This window comes from Mycetocola sp. CAN_C7, from assembly GCF_015752285.1.
In the GTDB taxonomy this organism is placed as follows: Bacteria; Actinomycetota; Actinomycetes; order Actinomycetales; family Microbacteriaceae; genus Mycetocola_A.
Map to the genome: position 1 here is coordinate 549,036 of NZ_JADOUY010000002.1, position 18,125 is coordinate 567,160.

Below are 18,125 nucleotides of genomic sequence, written 5' to 3' on the forward strand. Positions count from 1 at the left end.
CTGTCCGGTTGCGTAGTTCGAGCCTAACCCGAACCGGCGACATCACGCCGCAAGAGCGTCTCCGGGTGTCGGAAAAGTCCGCAGGCATCCGACTTCCATCATGCAAACGCAGATGAAAAACGGAGCCGGGGTCTCCCCCGGCTCCGTTCTCGTCGATCAGTGTCAGGATGCGGCGATGGCACCTGACGCGGTCGTCGACAGGGTAGGCACGTGCTTGCGGCTCGTGAGGACCTGGTCGATCAGGCCGTACTCGAGAGCCTGCTCCGCCGACAGGATCTTGTCGCGATCGATGTCTTTGTTGACCTGCTCGGCACTCCGGTTGGAGTGAGCAGCGAGGGTCTCTTCGAGCCAGACCCGCATACGCAGGATCTCGGCGGCCTGGATCTCGATGTCGGATGCCTGCCCCTGGCCGGCCTCGCCGACGGCGGGCTGGTGGATGAGGATACGCGCGTTCGGCAGGGCGAGACGCTTGCCCGGCGTGCCAGCAGCGGTCAGCACAGCGGCAGCGGACGCTGCCTGACCGAGAACAACCGTCTGGATGTGCGGACGGATGTACTGCATCGTGTCGTAGATCGCCGTCATCGCGGTGAACGAGCCACCCGGTGAGTTGATGTACATGACGATGTCGCGGTCGGGGTCCATGCTCTCGAGAACGAGGAGCTGGGCCATGACGTCGTCAGCAGACGCGTCGTCGACCTGGACACCCAGGAAGATGATGCGGTCTTCGAACAGCTTTGCGTACGGGTCCTGGCGCTTGTACCCGTATGCCGTGCGCTCTTCGAAGCTCGGCAGGATGTAGCGCGAGTTGGGCATGGCTGCTGCCGTCTGGGCGAAGTTGCCCGCGGCGCGGAAAGTGGGGGTTTCCATGTGTTCTGTCCTTTTGATCTCTCGACGCCTAGAGGGCTTCGGTTCCGCCGCCGCCGGCGACGTCAGTGGCCGACTCGCGGATGTGGTCGACGAAGCCGTACTCGAGGGCTTCCTGCGCGCTGAACCAGCGGTCGCGGTCGCCGTCCTTGTTGATCTGCTCGACGCTCTTACCCGTCTGAGCAGCGGTGATCTCGGCCAGTCGGCGCTTCATGTCGAGGATGAGCTGAGCCTGCGTCTGGATGTCGCTCGAGGTTCCACCGAAACCGCCGTGCGGCTGGTGCAGAAGCACCCGCGCGTTCGGGGTGATGTACCGCTTGCCCTTGGTCCCGGCGGTGAGGAGCAGCTGGCCCATCGACGCGGCCATGCCGATGCCTACGGTCACGATGTCGTTCGGAACGAACTGCATGGTGTCGTAGATCGCCATGCCTGCCGTGATCGAACCACCGGGTGAGTTGATGTACAGGTAGATGTCCCGCTTGGAATCCTCAGCCGCGAGCAGCAACAGCTTCGCAGCGATCTCGTTCGCATTCTCATCGCGGACCTCCGCGCCGAGCCAGATGATGCGATCCTTCAGCAGTCGGTCAAAAACACTGTTGGGCAGTGTCAGTTCGGCCATGTCGCGCTCCATTTCAGTTGTTGCGTGTTTCGAATCTATCGGAGCCAACGCGCGGGAACCGCCCTGTTCGCCGTGGGCAGATATCGCGCCGCTCCCGGTTAACGACGGATGCCCCGGAGTCGACTCCGGGGCATCCGTCTGGAAGAAGTGAAACTACTTCTTGGCCGAGTTTTCGTCGGTCGCGGCCTCGTCGGTCGCTGCCTCGTCGGTCGCGGCTTCGTCTTCCTCGGTGGGCACGAAGCCGGTGAGGTCGACGGCCTTGCCTGCCGTGTCGACGACGGTGGTCTTGGCGAGCACGACGGCGAGGGCCTTGTTGCGGGCGACCTCTCCGACCATGGCCGGGATCTGACCGTTCTCGTCGAGAACCTTGATGAACTCGCCAGGCTCCATGTTGTACTGCGCTGCACCCTGGATCAGGTACTGGGTCAGCTCGTCCTGGCTGACCTGGACGCTCTCGGCCTCAGCAATGGTGTCGAGGAGAAGCTGCTGCTTGAACGTGGCCTCGCTCGAGGTGGTGACCTCTGCACGGTGCTCGGCGTCTTCGAGACGGCCTTCGCCCTCGAGGTGACGGTGCACCTCGTCTTCGACGAGCTTCTCCGGAACAGGGATCTCGACGAGCTCGACGAGCTTGTCGAGCAGCTTGGTGCGAGCCGCGGTGCCCTGGCCGAAGGCCTTCTGGCGTGCGACCTGCTCCTTGAGGCTTTCCGTCAGCTCGGCGATGGTGTCGAACTCGCTGGCGATCTGCGCGAAGTCGTCGTCGGCCTCGGGCATTTCGCGTTCCTTGACGGCACCGACGGTGACGGTGATCTCAGCGTTCTCGCCCTCGTGGTCTCCACCGAGCAGCGGAGCGCTGAACGTGGTGACCTCACCGGCGGTGAGCGATTCGAGTGCCTCGTCGATACCCTCGATCAGGTCGCCTGAGCCGACCTCGTATGAGATGCCCGACGCGTTGTCGACCTCGTCGCCGTTGATCGTGGCGATCAGGTCGATCTGAACGAAGTCACCAGTGGTAGCCGGGCGATCGACGGTAACCAGGGTGCCGAAACGGGTGCGCAGCTTGTCGAGCTCCTCCGTGACATCCGCGTCGGTGATCTCGGCCTCGTCGACCTCGATGGTGATGTCGTCGTACGACGGGAGAGTGATCTCGGGACGAACGTCGACCTCGATGGCGAGCTGAAGGTCTCCGGAGAAGTCCTTGTCGCTGGGCCACTCGACGATGTCTGCCTCCGGGCGTCCGAGGGTACGGATGCTGTGCTCTTCGACGGCAGCACGATAGAACCCGTCGAGGCTTTCGTTGACCGCGTGTTCGAGGACGGCGCCCTTGCCCATCCGCTGGTCGATGATTGCCGGCGGAACCTTGCCCTTACGGAAACCGGGGATGTTGACCTGCTCGGCGATGTGGCCGTATGCGTGGGTGATGCTCGGCTTCAGGTCCTCTGGCGTCACCGAGATGGCGAGCTTGACTCGGGTGGGGCTGAGCTTTTCGACCGTGGATTTCACGTTGGTGAGTTCTCCTGTGTAGTGGATTTTCTCCTCGAATGAGGAGGACGGACTTGTCGGGGCGACAGGATTCGAACCTGCGACCTCCCGGTCCCAAACCGGGCGCTCTACCAAGCTGAGCTACGCCCCGGTAGCACCTACCGGCAGTGGACTCACACGCCAGAGCTAAAGAATGCGCCGGGTGGAAGGCCTCAGACAGTCTAATGCACGAGCGCGGCGAAATATCCGACGCAGGGGGGTGCGGCACGAGCGACCCTCGAACGTGTACTACGATATTCGGGTGCCGGTCTTCGTTCTACGGGATCGTCACACAACTCAATCCGAAATCCCGGCGGAAACCGTCGGATTCGGGGCTGTAGCTTAGTGGTAAAGCCTCTGTCTTCCAAACAGATGATGCGAGTTCGATTCTCGTCAGCCCCTCCAGTATGAAAATCCTCCGCGCTTACTCGCTGTGGACGACAGCGGGAGTGCTCCTGTTCGTCGTCGGCGGGTTCGCGCTCGGAACCGGCCGATTCGGTGTCGGTGTCCTCCTCATCGCCGCCTCAGCCCTCTGCCTGGGCACCGGGATGGCATCGCACCGCCGCTGGCTCAGGAAGCACCGCGACAGGTAGCCCGATCACGCCGGTTCCGCATGGTGAGAGGCGTTGACCACATATCTCTCCGCATTTCGACGGATGCCGTCGACTTCCTCATCGGTGAGTGAACGTCGCACTTTCGCCGGAACCCCTGCGACGAGTGAGCGTGGCGGCACGATGGTGCCCTCGAGCACGACCGCACCCCCGGCGACGAGGCTCTCGTCGCCGATGACGGAACCGGAGAGCACAACCGATCCCATCCCGATGAGCACCGTGTCACCGATGGTGCAGCCGTGAACGACGGCGTTGTGTCCGACCGAGACGTTCCGACCGATCCGCACCGGCCATGCGGCGTCCACGTGCACGGCTACGCCGTCCTGGATGTTGCTGCCCTCACCGAGTTCGATCGACGCGTAATCGCCGCGCAGGACCGCGTTGTACCAGACGCTCGACGACGGGTGCAGGGTCACATCGCCGATCACACGGGCACCAGGGGCAACGAAGGCGTCGTTCACCACCGGGCCGGGAACTCCGGAGAGGCGGATGATGGAGGACAGATCTGGACTGGTCATGGCGACACATTACCCGGCGCACCGGACCGTCCACAGGCAGCTGTCGGCATCCCCAGCCCCGAACGGGGCAGCACCCCCTGTGCCCCGCTCAGACAGAATAGGGCAATGCCCGATCCCCAGGACCCGCGTCAGCCCCGCTGGTGGCCATCCGAACCGTCGCTCCTGATGAACACGGCGGTCTGCCCCGCCTGTTTCCGTCCGCTCGGCGGAACTCTATGTGCCACCTGCGGACTCGACCTGTCTGTACCGTCGGCCTCCGAACTGCTCGCTGCCGGCACCGAAGTTGTCAGCGCCGAGAACAGGCGCCAGGATCTCGTCGCCCTGATGCGGGTGGAACAGCGCGAGCGGGTTGACGCCGATGAACGCGTTCGACAGGAGGCTGCAGCCGCTGCGTTCCGCGCGAACCCTGCACCGTCCGTTCCCGGGCCTGCGGCTGCGCCGACGTCGTTCTCGCCCGTCGAGCCCGCTCCCCCGGCATTTGCGCCGCCTCCGCCCGTTCCCCACCCTCACTACCCTCAGCCGGCGTACCCTCAGCCGGGCTACCCGGGGGCCGCATACCCGCAGCCGCCGGTGCCGGCTGTGCCTTCCGGGCCGCGACGGAGCGGCATCCAGATCCTCATGCTGACGGTGGGCGTGATCCTCGTCTCGATCATGGCGCTGTTCTTTGTGCTGCTCGCGTACCTGGTCGCGAGCCTCGAGGTCAGGTCGGTTCTCACCGGGGTGGCGAGCGTCGTCATCTTCGGGGTCGCCGTGCTGCTCTACAAACGGCGACTGACCGGCACAGCAGAGGGGATCTCTGCGCTCGCGGTCGTGTTGTTCCTGCTCGACCTCTGGATCATCCGCGCCAACGGACTGTTCGGTTCAGACGGCGTCGACGGCTGGCTGTACACGGGAGTGTCAACCGCTGCACTCGCCGGGCTTCTCGCGCTGGCCTTCCGGGTCGTGCCTCTGAGAACCCTGTCGCTCTCCGCCGCAGTGCTCACCCCGATCGCCGTCTTCACCCTCACCCAGGGTGTCCTGATCGACGTCGATCCCTGGACCCGCGCGTGGACGGCTCTCGCGGCCGTCGGTGCTGCGTCCCTCCTCTCGACGCGCATCCGTCGTTCGGCCGAACGCACGCTGATTCGCGTCGGCGGGATGCTCGCGCTCACGTTCGCCGGCATCCCCGCGTTCGGTGCCTTCCCCGACGTCAGCGCCGGGGCGACTCTGGCATTCGCCGGTCTCGCCGTGATCTGGTTCTGTGTGCTCGTCGTCACACGGTCGCCTTCCGCGGCACCGTCACAGGTGGCATCATCACCGGCACCCGCAGCACCGATCGTTCCCGCGCCCCGGACGGATGCCGGCGGCGCGATCCCGGCGGTTCCCCAGCAGCCAGGACCGGACGCCTGGGCAACCCTCGCTGCGGTCGGCCTCGGACTCGCCGTCTCGGGTGCCGGGCTGTCGCTGTTCTTCCGGAGCGGGCTGGCCGACGCGATCTTCTGGCTGCCGGCAAGCGCCACAGCGCTCGCCGCCGTCGTTGTCGCTGCGCTGGTCCGCGTTCCACGGCTCGCACGCCTCGCTTCTACTCTCCGGGTCGCTGCGGTGATCCCGCTGACTCTTGCCATTCTGACGATGGCGCCGGCGCTGATCACGTCAGTTGCGGTCACCAGCTGGGGAGCCCTGACGACACCGCTCAGCCTCGCAGCGTTCAGCAGTCCGGAAGCCACGCTCGTTCCCCTCGATCCCGATGCGCCCGTCGCCGTACTCCTCGTGGCGCTTCTGAGCCTCGCCTGCCTCGCCCTCCTCGGGACGGTGAGACGCATCGGCTGGGCACCGATCGGGCTGGCCGCTTTCGCGCTCGTCGCCTGCGGCGCGGTGATCGGCCAGCCACTGGGCTCCTCCGCCTTCGTCGGGCTACTGTCTGCCGCGCTCCTCACCGCTGTTGCGTTCGTGAAGACCCCGCCGATCCGGATCGCTCTCGGCACCGTACTGTCGGTCTCGCTGCTCGTGTTCTGGACGATCGGTGTCAGCAGCACCGCCACGTTCCCCGTCGTCGTTCTCGCCGCCGTCGCCATGCTCGTTGCTGTTCGCGAGGTGATTCTCCGCACGATGGCGTCCGGAACCGCCGCAATCCTCACCCCCTTCGCGGTCGGTTCGGCGGTCATCGCAGTCACGCTCGGTGCGCGGCTCGTTCCCACCTGGATCGAGAACGTCACAGGCACCACGTACCCGACGGGCACGCCCGCTCTCTGGATGACTCTCGCTGCGCTGCTTCTCGTGAGCGTTCCGGTGTGGGTTCGGAGTGTGTTCCGTCGACAGGAAGAAGCGGTGCTCGCGACGATCGCCGCCATCGCCGGAGGGACCGGCCTGGCAGAGCTGGCGGCAGGGGGCGAGACCATTCGACTCGTCATCGCTCTTGCGCTGACCGGCGCTGTCGCGCTCGCCTGGCAACTCCGTGATCGGGTCTCGACCTGGCCGGAACGCTACGTCGCTGCTGCCTGCGTGCCCGCAGCGGTGCTCTGGGGCATCGGAGTGGCGTGGGTACGCTTCGCGCCGGCCGTCTCGATCGACCCGATCTCTGCGGCAGGAATCACGGTTGCAGCGGGCGCCGTCGTCCTGGCTGCCTGTGCGCCGTTCCTCTTTCGCCGGCCAGGGGCCGGATCCCACCCTGCGAGGATCGCCTGGGACGTTTCGCTGGCCATCGCCGCCGGTGCGCTCGTCGTCTCGGTGGCCGTCCGACCCGAGCTCGGCTGGATCACTCTCGTTCTGCTCGCCGTCGCGGCGATGCTCGTATCGAGCGGCGATGGAGACATCGTCACCGGCGGCTCTCCGAGACGCCACGTCGCGTGGGTCGGCTTTCCGCTCGCTGTTGCCGGACTCTGGCTCGGCGTCTTCCGCGCAGACGGAACGGTCGTGGAGTTCTACACGCTCCCGGTCGCCGGGTTGCTCCTCGCGATCCTTGTGCTTGTGCTGGTCCGTCACCCGCGGCCGGAGGGGCCCGCCACCGGGCGAACCGTGTTGCTTGCTGCAGCGCTCGCCGTCGGCATGCTTCCGTCCGCGGTCACGGCGCTCGGGAACGAGCCGTTCCGTGCGGTCGTCGTGCTCGTCGCTGCTGCCGGTCTGGTCGTCGCCGGCGCGCTCGCTCCACCGGTGCGGTGGGGCATCAGTGGCGGACTCACGCTCTGGCTGGCCGGATCAGCCGGTGCGCTTGTCGCCGGTTTCGGTCGGGCAGTGCTCACTTCTGACGCGCGCATCCCGTTCGAAGCCTGGTCGGGCGGAGCAGCGGCTGTTCTTCTGACTGGCGGGCTGCTCTGGCAGCACCGCGCGAGGCGACCGGTGCCGCTGGCCCCTGTGGTCGTCGGTGCGGCCGTCGTCGTGCTCGCCTTGCCGACGTTCGGCCAGGTTCTCTTCTCCGAGGTCGAGTCGTGGCGCGCTCTACTCGTGCTCGTGGCCGTCTGCGTCGCAGTGTTCGTGGCATCCGTGTACGACGCATTCCCGCAGGCTGTGCGCTGGGTCGCCTTCGCCTGTGCCCTTGTTCTCGGAGGCGCGCTGCTCGCCAGCGGCTCGGCGGACCCGTTCGAGCTCGCGACAGCGCCGCTCGCCATCGCGCTGCTCGCAGCCGGTGGCATCCGGCTCGCGCGTGACGCCCACCGCAGGTCCTGGGTCGAACTCGGCCCCGGGCTGGTGTTGCTCCTGCTGCCGTCACTGGTCGCCGACTTCGCCGTCGAGAATGAGCTCTGGCGCATCGTCGCCCTCGGAGTCGCGGCGCTCGCCGTCCTGGGTCTGGGGTTGGCGCTGAGGCTGCAGGCGCCGACCCTGGTCGGCGCCGTTGTCGTCGTTCTCCACGGTCTCGCACAGCTGTGGCCGTGGATCTCGGGGCTGTACGGGAGCGTGCCATGGTGGCTCTGGGCGGGGATCGGCGGCGTGATCCTCATCGTCCTCGCCGCAACCTACGAGAGCAGGATCCGTGATCTCAAAGCCGTGGCTCGCGGGGTGTCGTCCCTCCGCTGACGCGCTGAGCTGTTCTCACGGCCTCAGGTAGCGCAGTACCGCGAGGACCCGGCGATGGTCGGATGCGGATGCCTCGAGTCCGAGTTTCGAGAAGATCGCCGTGACGTTCTTCTCGACAGCACCGACACCGACGACGAGTCTCTGCGCGATTCCCTGGTTGGTGATCCCCTCAGCCATGAGCTGCAGGACGTCTCCCTCGCGAGGAGTGAGCGACGCCAGTGGGTCGCGTCTCTGCGCCAGCAGCTGTTGCACCACCTGCGGGTCGAGCACCGTTCCACCGGAGGCTACCCTGGTGATCGCATCCTGCAGTTCCGCAAGAGACGCGACACGATCCTTGAGCAGATAGCCGACGCCGCCGGTCGCCGCGCCGAGGAGCTCATCGGCGTACGCCGACTCGACGTACTGGCTGAGCAGCAATACTCCGATCCCTGGGTGCGATCGGCGGATCTCCACCGCCGCCCGCACACCCTCATCGCGGTAGCCGGGCGGCATCCGCACGTCGAGCACGACGACGTCGGGGCGGGACTCCAGAAGGCCGGCGAGAAGGCTGTCTGCATCACCGTACGAACCGACGGTGACGAATCCGGCTTCATCGAACAACCGCACGAGTCCCTCGCGGAGCAGAACAGAGTCGTCTGCGACCGCTACCCGGATCGTGGCTGCCGTGTCATCCTGTTCGCTCACCCGCCCAGCCTAGGAGGTCGGGTGCGCGCCGGTGCTGCAGTTCTGTACCGATGCTGCTCGTCTGCGCGGTTCCGGCGCACTCAAGCAAAGGGGACGGATGCCGTGGCGCGCGTTCCCGCACCGGCCGGGCTGTCGATTGTCAGTGTGCCTCTCAACCCGTGAAGTCGATCACGCAGCCCCTGCAGGCCGTGACCGCTCGTGAGGTGTGCTCCGCCGATACCGTCATCGGACACGGTGACCGTGAGCAGCTGACCGAACTCTGCTGGGTGCATCGACACGTCGACGGTGACGGTGCTGGCTCCGGAGTGTTTGGACGCGTTGGTGATCAACTCGGCAGCGACGAAGTAGCCGTTGCGTTCGATCTCGGCCGGCAACCGCAGTCGGGGAGCGAGCGAGCTGTGAACGGTCACCGGGATCGAACTCACCGTTGCCAGCGATTCGATTGCGCTCACGAGCCCGCGGTCACCGAGGATCGGTGGGGCGAATCCGCGAGACAGCGCCCGGAGTTCCTCAAGCGAGGCCTGCGCCTGCTGGCGAGCCTCGCCGATCAGGATGCGAGCGGCATCCGGTTCGGTGTCGAGACGGCGTTCGGCTGCCGCGAGGTCCATCTGGAGACGAACGAGTCGCTGTTGGGGACCGTCGTGGATGTCGCGCTCGAGTCGACGAACGGACTGGTCTTCCGCCTGAAGCGCTGCACCTCGCGAGGCGTCGAGAGCCGCCACCTCGCGTCTGAGGTCATCGCTCTGCCACCGCGACAGCAGTCCACGGGCGATGACGTGGTGCAGGAGTGTGAGCCACCGGGTGATGAACGGAAGGGTGACGACGAAGATCACGCCGGCGACGAGGTTGAACAGGGCGTCGGAGGTGAAGCGGTCCACGCCGAGCAGTCGCCCGGGGAAGAAGAACTCGAAGACGACACCACTCAACCAGAACCGATCAGGGTCTCCTTCGGGGATGAATCGGGCCCAGAACCAGTAGCTGACCCCGCCGACACCTGTCGCGAGCCAGGTGACGGTCACCGTCCACGACACGATGCTCACGATCGGGTTGATCACCAGTCCGTGCAGCAGGTAGGTCCAGTAGTGGCCATTCGCCACGGGGCCCAGGGCGGTTCGCCAGAACCCGGCGTCGCCTCCAGCGCGCGGCCACTCCGGGGCAGCGATGCTCGGATGACCCGCTGCGCGGAGCCTCAGCAGTTCGAGCAGCCCGAACCCGCGTGCGACGTACAGCGAGGCGACCACAACGAAAATGCCCACGACAAGGGCGATCATGCCGAGACCGGCGGAAAAGAGGGAAACCATGATGGTGAATCCGGTGAGGGCGATCGGCAGGGTGAGGAGCAGAAAACCGAGCTCACGGGGAACGTTCCGCCAGAGTCCGCCGTAACCCCGCGCCGCCGGTGGGGGCGACGGTACCTGCGGGGCGGGCTTATGCGTGTTCATGGAGCCCAGCGTGGCAGATCCTGCCTCGGTGCGAGTGGGGTGTTCGATGGCGTCTGTGCTCATGATCGGTTCCTTCGGTCGGGGCAGTGCCTGGCGTCTGTGTCCTTCCAGCTTCGCGAGGATCCGTCACTCGCGGCATCAGGCATCCCACCGGCTTTCCCGGGGGGAATACCCCCGCAGACACGAGGTAAGACGAGCCTTGTCTTGCTTGCGGAATGTCTGAGCGTGAGTAGCGTTGTTCCCACCAGCGCACCACACTCACGCGCAAACGAAGGGGAACCCCCATGACAGACATCACGACCGTTTCATCCACCTCCGTCAGCCCCGACGTCGCAGCCGGAGTCGCCCAGTTCCTGAGCCCAGTGGTCATCGACCTCACAGCCCTCGTCGTCAACGGCAAGCAGGCCCACTGGCACGTCCGCGGAGCAAACTTCGTCGGAGTCCACGAGTTGCTCGACACCATCGTCGCCCACGCCCAGGACTGGGCAGACAGTGCCGCTGAGCGCATCGTCGCTCTCGGCCTCCCCGTCGACGGCCGGCTCTCGACCGTCGCAGCGAAGACCACGACCGGCGAGCTGACCGCGGGATTCCAGCAGTCAGAGAACACGATCGCCGAGTACGTGGCCCAGATCGACGCTGCCCTTGTCTCGATCAAGACCGCCGTCGACGAACTCGACGGGATCGATCTCACCAGCCAGGACGTCGCCATCGAGATCGCGCGCGGCCTCGAGAAGGACCGCTGGTTCCTCGTCGCTCACGTAGCCCGGTAGAAGCCACAACACGTCGCGCACAGGGAGGGTCGCCATTCGGCGGCCCTCCCTGTCGCTGTTAGCAGGTCCGATTCGCGGATGGAATCACAGTCGCGAGAAGGTGTCCCGCCCGTTCAGAATCGTGGCGGCCACCGGCATCCGTCTGAGCTCGTCAGGGCTGGAGGCATACGGGTCGCGGTCGACGAGTGCGAGATCGGCGACCTGTCCTGCGGCGACCACCGCTGCACCTGAACCGGTAGATGCTGCGATCGCTTCGCGCACGGTGATCGACTGCTCCGGATGCCACGGCTCACGCCCGTCGCGCGCCCGCCCCACCGCAGACGCGATGGCCAGCCACGGATCCAGAGGAGCGACCGGCGCATCCGACCCCAGGGCGATTCGGCCCCCGGCATCGAGGATGCTGCGCAGCGTGAACGCACGGCCGGTGCGGCCGGCCCAGTGGTGCTCAGCAACGTCGCGGTCGTCCATGGCATGCTCCGGCTGCACACTCGCGGTGATGCCGAGCGCAGCGAAGCGGCCGACGTCCTCGGGTGAGAGCAGTTGGGCATGTTCGATCGACCCGCGCGCACCGGTGGCCTCGAATGCGTCGAGTGCATGACTGTTCGCGCGATCGCCGATCGCATGGATCGCCGAGTCCAGCCCGGCAGACCGGGCTCGCGCCATCAGCGGACCGAGCTCGTCCGGCGGCACGTTGAGCAGTCCGTATGTCGTCGACCCCGGATACGGGTCGACGCAGAATGCGGTGCGGGTGTTGAGCGAGCCGTCGGTGATGACCTTGAACGCGCCCACTTCGAGAAGACCGTGGGTGTGCGGGAGGATCTGGCCCGAGCGCAGCCCGTCGGCGATGGCGCGATCGAGATTCGCGCGGTAGATCCCGAATCGCACGCGCAGGGCGATCGTGCCTGCGGCGATCCGACGCGTCCACGCTTCGACGTTCCACGCCATCTCGAAATCGACGATACCGACGACCCCACGGGCGGCCGCAGCATCCGCTGCCGTGTGCACCCAGCCGTCGACGATTGCATCCTGGACCGTGTCGAGCGAGCGGTGCACGGCGAAGGCGTCTTCCTCCCTGAGGAGGCCGGTCGGATGCCCGGCATGGCCGTGTTCGGTGAGAGCGGCACTGTTCAGCCAGACACAGTGGAGGTCAGCGGCGATGAGGATGACCGACCGCCCGTGTGACGCCCGGTCAAAGGCGGCGAGATCGGCCGCATCCGGCCACATGGCGTCGCGGAAGCCGAAACCGACGGCAGGACCGTAGACCCCTGGCGGCGTGTTGCCGTCGACCGCCGCAAGCACCTCGGCAGCGGTCGACGTGCGCGACAGGTCGAAACGGCGCGACGTGTACGCCCACTGCGTGAAATGCACATGCGAGTCCCAGAGGCCGGGGAGCAGCCATCGGCCGTCTGCGCTGACCCTCTCCCCCGCGACACGCTCGCTTCCTGCCGGTCGAAGTCCCGCAACGACACCGTCTTCGAGAATGACGTCGACGGATTCGCTCCCTGCACCGGCGAGCCGCACATCGCAGAGGGTGCGACGGATGCCAGGGCCAGGACGAGCGGCACGCAACCGGAACTCGGTCATCGGCGGGCGCGACGCATCTCGGCAGCGAGCGCAGGGTTGGGGTACTCGGACCCGTTCTCGAGCTCGTCGATGATCCGGTCGACGATCTCAGCTGGTCGGTTCTGACTGAGTTTGCGCTTCGCGACGACCGAGGTCGGGGTGAGCCGGAAGCCGACGGTCCCGCTGCTGATCCGTGCCGCGTACTCGGCGTTGGCCGGAGTGCCCTCCATCAGTCGCGGAGTCGGCATCCGTTCCTCGAAGTGTTCGACAAGGTGGCCGAGCACCCGGAAGTTTTCCTCGTCACCGAGGATCTCAGGAACACCGGTCAAATGGGCGACGACGAAGTTCCAGGTCGGAACGGCTGGCTTGGCGTCGTACCAGCCGGGCGAGATGTACCCGTGCGGGCCCTGCACGATGACGAGCAGATCATGGGAGCCGAGTTCGAGGATCGCCTCGTCCGGGCGCCCGACGTGTCCGAGGATCGTCAGGTCGTCACGTTCGGGGTCGAGCACCACCGCGTAGTGCGAGGCGACCAGGCCGTTTTCCGTGTTGCTCACGAGCGTCACCCATGGGTTGTCCGCGATCAGCCGCCGCAGCTCCGGGATGTCCCCGAGCACGAAACTGGGATTCTGTCTCATGACGTCCTTCCGACGATCAGCGCTGGCAGTTGGGGCACCAGTACAGCTTTCGCGCACCCATCTCTTCGAGCAGGATGTGGGTACCGCAGACCCGGCACGGCAGGCCCTCACGCTTGTAGACCCAGTGCCGGTCGTCGCGGGATGCCATCGCTTTACGGTATTCCTCACCGTTGAGATCGTCCATCGTCATCATCTGACCGGTCTCGACGCCGATGCGGAGCAGTCGCGACCAGTCCTCCCAGATCGCGCGGACAACATCCTCAGGCACCAGTTTGGCTGGCGTGTGCGGGTTGAGCCGCGCGCGGAACAGCAGCTCGGCCCTGTAGACGTTGCCGATGCCGGCGACGACGCTCTGATCCATGAGAAGCAGGCCGATCGGGGTCGGCTTCCTGCGCACGAGCGTCGCGAAGCGATCGGATGCCGCCTGGCTGTCGTCGAGCAGGGGATCCGGACCGAGCTTCGCGATCACCTCACTGACACGGGCGTCATCGATCACCTCGCACGCCGTCGGGCCGCGCAGGTCCGCAACGGTGTTCTCGGTCAGCAGCCTCACGCGCACGGCGCCGACCGGTTCGGGCGGGAACGTCTCCTCCGATGATTCGGGGAGACCGGTCGTCTGTTCAGACATCCGGACCCGCGCGCGGCGGGGCGCTCCGATGGAGTGCAGCGAGTTCTCGCCGGCGCTGTCGAGGATGGCGTCGGTGAGATCCGTACCGCGCTGGTTGGTCTGTCCCATCCGGCCGTTGGCCGACGCGATCGTGGCGTCTTCGGTGATCTGCCCGGCGAAGTCCCACGCTCCGTACATGCCGAGGTGCACACGCAGCCAGACACTGTCGTCGAAATCGATGAACATCTGTTTGCCGACGGCTTTCACGTCGGTCACTGTCCGGCCATCGAGGATTGCCGCGCCTTCAACGAACCGCCCCTGCGGCGACGACGCCGTCACGCGGTGGCCCTGGAAGTTCTGCCGGAACTGCCGCGCGATGCGGTGGACGGAGTGGCCCTCTGGCACGCTAACCCCGCTCGGAGTAGGAGTCGACGCCCTTGCCAGCGATCGTGCCGGTGCGCTCGTACTCGGCCAACTGGGCGATCCGCCGGACGTGACGCTCCTCAGCGGTGAACGGTTCGGCGATAAACGCGTCGATGAACGCGATCACGTCGCCGACCGGATGCTGCCTGGCCCCGATCGAGATGACGTTGGCGTCGTTGTGGTCCCTGGCGAGCTTCGCCGTGCTGAGGTTCCAGACCAGGGCAGCACGGACGCCGCGCACCTTGTTCGCGGCGATCTGCTCACCGTTCCCTGAACCACCGAACACCACACCGAGCGCATCGACCCCTGCTGTCTGGTCGTGCACGACGGCTTGCGCGGCATTGATGCAGAAAGCGGGGTAGTCATCGAGAGCGTCATAGTCGGCCGGTCCATGATCGATGACCTCATGGCCGCTGTCGCTCAGGTGCTGCTGCAGGTGCTGACTGAAGTCGAGGCCGGCGTGGTCGGTGGCGATGTGGATGCGCATGCGTCCATTCTGCCGTTTCCTGTGGCGCTGCCGCTCACCGGCGTTCTCAGTCGAAGAGGGGCCCGACGGTGCGGCTGCGCTTGATCTCGAAGAACCCGGGGTACGAGGCGACGGCGACGACGCCGTCCCACAGCCGCGCGGCCTCGTCACCCTGCGGAGACGGTGAGATGACCGGCCCGAAGAATGCGACGCCGTTCACGGCGATCACCGGTGTGCCGACCTCCTGGCCGACCCGCCCGATCCCGTCGAAATGACTCGCCCGCATCTGCGGGTCGTGCTCGTCTGTCAGCGAGTACTCGGCGAACTCAGGCGGCAACCCGACCTCGGCGAGCGCCTGGGCGATCACCGTGTCCGGGTCGGTGGACTCGCCCGGGTGAATCTGCAGGCCGAGTGCGTCGTAGAGCGGTTTCACGATCGCCTGGCCGAACTTCTCCTGAGCTGCTGCGACGAGTCGGGTGTAGCGAAGAGCACGGGGGAAGAAGGCACGGTACTCGTCCGAGACATCCTGGTCTTCGTTGAGTACCGCGAGGCTCATCACGTGCCAGGTGACCTCAAGGTCGCGCACTCTCGCGACCTCGTCCACCCACCGGGAGGTCATCCATGCCCACGGGCAGGAGGGGTCGAACCAGAAGTCGACGGCGGTCGGTGCGGGGGTCACGGTATCGGTGTTCATACTCTCAGGTAATCACGGATCGACGCCATGGCATTCCCCGTTGCGGTTCCGGCTGCGCTCTGAAGCGAAGGACTACGCTTGCAAGTCGGACACGATCCGACCCATCAGCACCCATCGCACAAAGGAGTTCCGCGTTGCCTGGAGAAAACCTCACCCGCGCCGAAGCACAGGAACGAGCCTCGCTCGTCTCCACCCAGAGCTATGAGATCGCCCTCGACCTCACCACAGGCCCGGAGACGTTCCGGTCGACGACCACCGTGCGATTCACCGCGACTCCCGGGGCGTCGACCTTCATCGACGCGATCACCCGCACGGTCCACGCGGTGACCCTCAACGGCACGAGCCTCGATCCTGCTGTCGTGAGTGACGGCATCCGCATCGCCCTCGACGACCTGCAGGCCGAGAACGTCCTCACCGTCGACGCCGACATGATCTACATGAACACCGGAGAAGGACTTCACCGCTTCGTCGACCCGGTCGACGGTGAGGTGTACCTCTACAGCCAGTTCGAGGTCCCGGACTCCCGACGGATGTACACCGTCTTCGAGCAGCCGGACCTCAAGGCCACCTTCCAGTTCACCGTCACCGCCCCTGACCACTGGGAGATCATCTCCAACTCCCCCAGCCCTGAAGCAGTGCGGGCCACAGCTGGCAGCAAGACCTGGGCGTTCGAGCCCACAGACGTGATGTCGAGCTACATCACCGCGATCATCGCCGGACCGTACGACTCCGTGCGCAGCGAACTCACCTCGAGCGACGGACGCACCATCCCGCTCGGCGTGTTCTGCCGCAAGAGCCTCACGCAGTACCTCGACGCTGACTACATCTTCGAAAAGACCCGCCAGGGCTTTACATACTTCGAGTCGAAGTTCGACTACCCGTACCCGTTCCCCAAGTACGACCAGCTCTTCGTTCCCGAATACAACGCCGGAGCGATGGAACACGCAGGTGCTGTGACGTTCACCGAGGCATACATCTTCCGGTCGAAGGTGACGGATGCCATCAAGGAGCGTCGCGTCGTCACGATCCTGCACGAGCTGGCGCACATGTGGTTCGGCGACCTCGTCACGATGAAGTGGTGGAACGACCTCTGGCTCAACGAGTCGTTCGCCGAGTGGGCGTCGACGATCGCCGTTGCCGAGGCCACCGAGTGGACCGAGGCCTGGACGACCTTCAACGCCATGGAGAAGAGCTGGGCATACCGTCAGGACCAGCTTCCGTCCACCCACCCCATCGTCGCCACTATCAACGATCTCGAAGACGTCCAGGTCAACTTCGACGGCATCACCTATGCCAAGGGCGGTTCGGTGCTCAAGCAGCTCGTCGCCTGGGTCGGGATCGACGCGTTCTACGCCGGAGTATCCGCCTACTTCAAGAAACATGCGTGGGGCAACACCGAACTGGTCGACCTGCTCACCGAGCTCGAGACGGCATCCGGTCGTGACCTCAGCGGTTGGGGCAAGCTGTGGCTCGAGACCGCAGGCGTGAACACGCTGCGTCCCGAGATCGCTGTGGACGACGACGGTGTCATCACCGGCTTCACGGTGCTGCAGAGCGCGGTGGCCGAGTACCCGACGATCCGACCTCACCGTCTCGCGATCGGCTTCTACAACCGGGTCGGCGACAGGTTGGTCCGTGAGGACAGGCTCGAACTCGACGTCGACGGCGAGCGGACGGATGTTCCTCAACTCGTCGGCAGGAAACGCCCGGACCTCGTCCTGCTGAACGACGACGACCTCGCCTACGCGAAGATCCGACTCGACAAGGACTCACTGGCCGTCGCCACCTCGTCGCTCTCCGCGATCGAGGACCCGCTCGCCCGCTCTCTCGTCTGGGCTGCGGCGTGGGACGCCACCCGCGACGCCGAGACGGCCGCTCAGGACTACGTTCGTCTCGTGCTGGGCAACATCGCAACCGAGACCGAGTCAACGACGATCAGGACCACGCTCAACCAGCTCGTGCTCGCGGCGACGCAGTACGTCACCCCGGATGCACGCGACCGCGTGGTCCGTGAGGTCGGCGACGCACTCTGGACACTCGCGCAGGGTGCTGAGTCCGGTTCCGACGCCCAGTTCCAGTTCGTGAAGTTCTTCGCCGGTGTCGCATCGACCGGCGCGCACTTCGACGTCATCGGGGGGCTGCGCTCCGGGACGACCCGCCTCGACGGACTCGAGATCGACACCGACCTCGACTGGGAGCTGCTGACGGCGCTCACCGCTGGCGGCGCCGCGTCGAGTGATGATGTGGATGCCGCGCTTGCCGGCGACAACACGGCGAACGGAGCGAAGGCTGCGGCCCTCGCCCGCGCGGCAATCCCGACCCTCGAAGCGAAGCGTGCCGCGTGGGCATCCGTCGTCGACACCGACGCGGCGCCGAACGCGATCGTGCAGTGGACGGGTATCGGATTCCAGCGAGCTCGTGACAAGGACGTACTCGCGTCGTTCATCCCGGACTACTTCGAGATGTTGCAGCGCATCTGGGACTCGCGCAGCTACAAGATCGCCGAGTACCTCGTCATGGGCCTGTACCCGGCGCCGCTCGCCAACGCCGAACTCCGCGACGCAACAGTGGCCTGGCTCGAGAAGAACGTCGAGCCGCCTGCGCTTCGCCGCATCGTCGTCGAGAACCTCGCCGGTGTCGAGCGCTCGATCAAGGCGCAGGAGCGGGACGCGCAGGCGTAACATCACCACCCGCGAGTTGCTGGGTTTGACAGGGTCA

15 protein-coding genes and 2 tRNA genes are annotated in these 18,125 nt (G+C 66.1%); 5 read left to right on the top strand and 12 right to left on the bottom strand.

Annotation, left to right across the window (positions count from 1 at the left end; all coding sequences use genetic code 11):
- Positions 1 to 162: 162 nt before the first annotated feature.
- From IWX78_RS06295 to IWX78_RS06310, 4 genes are all read right to left on the bottom strand, one after another.
- Positions 163 to 867 carry an ATP-dependent Clp protease proteolytic subunit gene (locus IWX78_RS06295; RefSeq protein ID WP_334684585.1) on the bottom strand — a complete coding sequence of 235 codons (705 nt, stop codon included), beginning with the start codon at positions 865 to 867 and terminating at the stop codon, positions 163 to 165.
- A gap of 28 nt (positions 868 to 895) precedes the next feature.
- A complete protein-coding gene (locus IWX78_RS06300) occupies positions 896 to 1,522 on the bottom strand; it encodes an ATP-dependent Clp protease proteolytic subunit (RefSeq protein ID WP_334684604.1) in 627 nt (208 codons plus the stop codon).
- Positions 1,523 to 1,636: 114 nt separating this feature from the next.
- Positions 1,637 to 2,983, bottom strand: a complete 1,347-nt coding sequence (tig, locus tag IWX78_RS06305) for a trigger factor (RefSeq protein WP_196832636.1) — start codon at positions 2,981 to 2,983, stop codon at positions 1,637 to 1,639.
- Between the two features lie 56 nt (positions 2,984 to 3,039).
- A tRNA-Pro gene (locus IWX78_RS06310) sits at positions 3,040 to 3,113 on the bottom strand.
- Positions 3,114 to 3,332: 219 nt separating this feature from the next.
- Here IWX78_RS06310 and IWX78_RS06315 point away from each other — a divergent pair.
- Together IWX78_RS06315 and IWX78_RS06320 are read left to right on the top strand one after the other, a co-directional pair.
- Positions 3,333 to 3,406: transfer RNA gene (locus IWX78_RS06315), tRNA-Gly, on the top strand.
- A gap of 2 nt (positions 3,407 to 3,408) precedes the next feature.
- On the top strand, positions 3,409 to 3,594 hold the full coding sequence (locus IWX78_RS06320) for a hypothetical protein (RefSeq protein ID WP_196832637.1): 186 nt from the start codon (positions 3,409 to 3,411) through the stop codon (positions 3,592 to 3,594).
- Positions 3,595 to 3,599: 5 nt separating this feature from the next.
- Here the strand turns inward: IWX78_RS06320 and IWX78_RS06325 are convergent, their stop codons facing one another.
- Positions 3,600 to 4,130 carry a gamma carbonic anhydrase family protein gene (locus IWX78_RS06325; protein WP_196832638.1) on the bottom strand — a complete coding sequence of 177 codons (531 nt, stop codon included), beginning with the start codon at positions 4,128 to 4,130 and terminating at the stop codon, positions 3,600 to 3,602.
- A 105-nt stretch (positions 4,131 to 4,235) separates the two neighbouring features.
- Between IWX78_RS06325 and IWX78_RS06330 the strand changes: the two genes are divergently transcribed.
- A complete protein-coding gene (locus IWX78_RS06330) occupies positions 4,236 to 8,120 on the top strand; it encodes an SCO7613 C-terminal domain-containing membrane protein (RefSeq protein WP_196832639.1) in 3,885 nt (1,294 codons plus the stop codon).
- A gap of 15 nt (positions 8,121 to 8,135) precedes the next feature.
- Here IWX78_RS06330 and IWX78_RS06335 read toward each other — a convergent pair whose 3' ends face one another.
- Positions 8,136 to 8,804: a response regulator transcription factor gene (locus tag IWX78_RS06335; RefSeq protein WP_334684586.1), complete on the bottom strand. Its 669-nt coding sequence runs from the start codon at positions 8,802 to 8,804 to the stop codon at positions 8,136 to 8,138.
- Between the two features lie 80 nt (positions 8,805 to 8,884).
- Positions 8,885 to 10,309, bottom strand: coding sequence for a sensor histidine kinase (locus IWX78_RS06340; RefSeq protein ID WP_334684587.1), 1,425 nt, complete (start codon positions 10,307 to 10,309; stop codon positions 8,885 to 8,887).
- Positions 10,310 to 10,530: 221 nt separating this feature from the next.
- Between IWX78_RS06340 and IWX78_RS06345 the strand changes: the two genes are divergently transcribed.
- Positions 10,531 to 11,016 carry a Dps family protein gene (locus IWX78_RS06345; protein WP_196832640.1) on the top strand — a complete coding sequence of 162 codons (486 nt, stop codon included), beginning with the start codon at positions 10,531 to 10,533 and terminating at the stop codon, positions 11,014 to 11,016.
- A gap of 84 nt (positions 11,017 to 11,100) precedes the next feature.
- Here IWX78_RS06345 and IWX78_RS06350 read toward each other — a convergent pair whose 3' ends face one another.
- Genes IWX78_RS06350 through IWX78_RS06370 form a run of 5 tightly spaced genes read right to left on the bottom strand, consistent with a single transcriptional unit; the run spans position 11,101 to position 15,407 of the window.
- The gene (locus IWX78_RS06350) at positions 11,101 to 12,600 is read right to left on the bottom strand and encodes an amidohydrolase (protein ID WP_196832641.1); all 1,500 of its coding nucleotides are present in this window, start codon (positions 12,598 to 12,600) and stop codon (positions 11,101 to 11,103) included.
- Positions 12,597 to 13,217, bottom strand: a complete 621-nt coding sequence (locus tag IWX78_RS06355) for an FMN-binding negative transcriptional regulator (protein ID WP_196832642.1) — start codon at positions 13,215 to 13,217, stop codon at positions 12,597 to 12,599. Before IWX78_RS06355 ends, IWX78_RS06350 begins: the two co-directional genes overlap by 4 nt.
- Before the next feature lie 16 nt (positions 13,218 to 13,233).
- Positions 13,234 to 14,229: an Fpg/Nei family DNA glycosylase gene (locus IWX78_RS06360; protein WP_196832643.1), complete on the bottom strand. Its 996-nt coding sequence runs from the start codon at positions 14,227 to 14,229 to the stop codon at positions 13,234 to 13,236.
- A gap of 1 nt (position 14,230) precedes the next feature.
- Entirely contained in the window at positions 14,231 to 14,734 is a 504-nt protein-coding gene (locus IWX78_RS06365; protein ID WP_196832644.1) for a ribose-5-phosphate isomerase, read from the bottom strand.
- A gap of 46 nt (positions 14,735 to 14,780) precedes the next feature.
- Positions 14,781 to 15,407 carry a mycothiol-dependent nitroreductase Rv2466c family protein gene (locus IWX78_RS06370; RefSeq protein WP_196832645.1) on the bottom strand — a complete coding sequence of 209 codons (627 nt, stop codon included), beginning with the start codon at positions 15,405 to 15,407 and terminating at the stop codon, positions 14,781 to 14,783.
- A 134-nt stretch (positions 15,408 to 15,541) separates the two neighbouring features.
- On the opposite strand from IWX78_RS06370, the gene pepN reads away from it, so the two are divergent.
- Positions 15,542 to 18,088: an aminopeptidase N gene (gene pepN / locus IWX78_RS06375; protein ID WP_196832646.1), complete on the top strand. Its 2,547-nt coding sequence runs from the start codon at positions 15,542 to 15,544 to the stop codon at positions 18,086 to 18,088.
- The last annotated feature ends 37 nt before the right edge of the window (positions 18,089 to 18,125 follow it).

Excerpts from the sequence above, each read along its gene's own strand:
- IWX78_RS06370 (WP_196832645.1), bottom strand. The coding sequence starts at position 15,407 with ATGAACACCGATACCGTGACCCCCGCACCGACCGCCGTCGACTTCTGG.
- IWX78_RS06365 (WP_196832644.1), bottom strand. The coding sequence starts at position 14,734 with ATGCGCATCCACATCGCCACCGACCACGCCGGCCTCGACTTCAGTCAG.
- IWX78_RS06355 (WP_196832642.1), bottom strand. The coding sequence starts at position 13,217 with ATGAGACAGAATCCCAGTTTCGTGCTCGGGGACATCCCGGAGCTGCGG.
- IWX78_RS06325 (WP_196832638.1), bottom strand. The coding sequence starts at position 4,130 with ATGACCAGTCCAGATCTGTCCTCCATCATCCGCCTCTCCGGAGTTCCC.
- IWX78_RS06295 (WP_334684585.1), bottom strand. The coding sequence starts at position 867 with ATGGAAACCCCCACTTTCCGCGCCGCGGGCAACTTCGCCCAGACGGCA.
- IWX78_RS06340 (WP_334684587.1), bottom strand. The coding sequence starts at position 10,309 with ATGAGCACAGACGCCATCGAACACCCCACTCGCACCGAGGCAGGATCT.
- IWX78_RS06320 (WP_196832637.1), top strand. The coding sequence starts at position 3,409 with ATGAAAATCCTCCGCGCTTACTCGCTGTGGACGACAGCGGGAGTGCTC.
- IWX78_RS06330 (WP_196832639.1), top strand. The coding sequence starts at position 4,236 with ATGCCCGATCCCCAGGACCCGCGTCAGCCCCGCTGGTGGCCATCCGAA.
- IWX78_RS06350 (WP_196832641.1), bottom strand. The coding sequence starts at position 12,600 with ATGACCGAGTTCCGGTTGCGTGCCGCTCGTCCTGGCCCTGGCATCCGT.
- IWX78_RS06345 (WP_196832640.1), top strand. The coding sequence starts at position 10,531 with ATGACAGACATCACGACCGTTTCATCCACCTCCGTCAGCCCCGACGTC.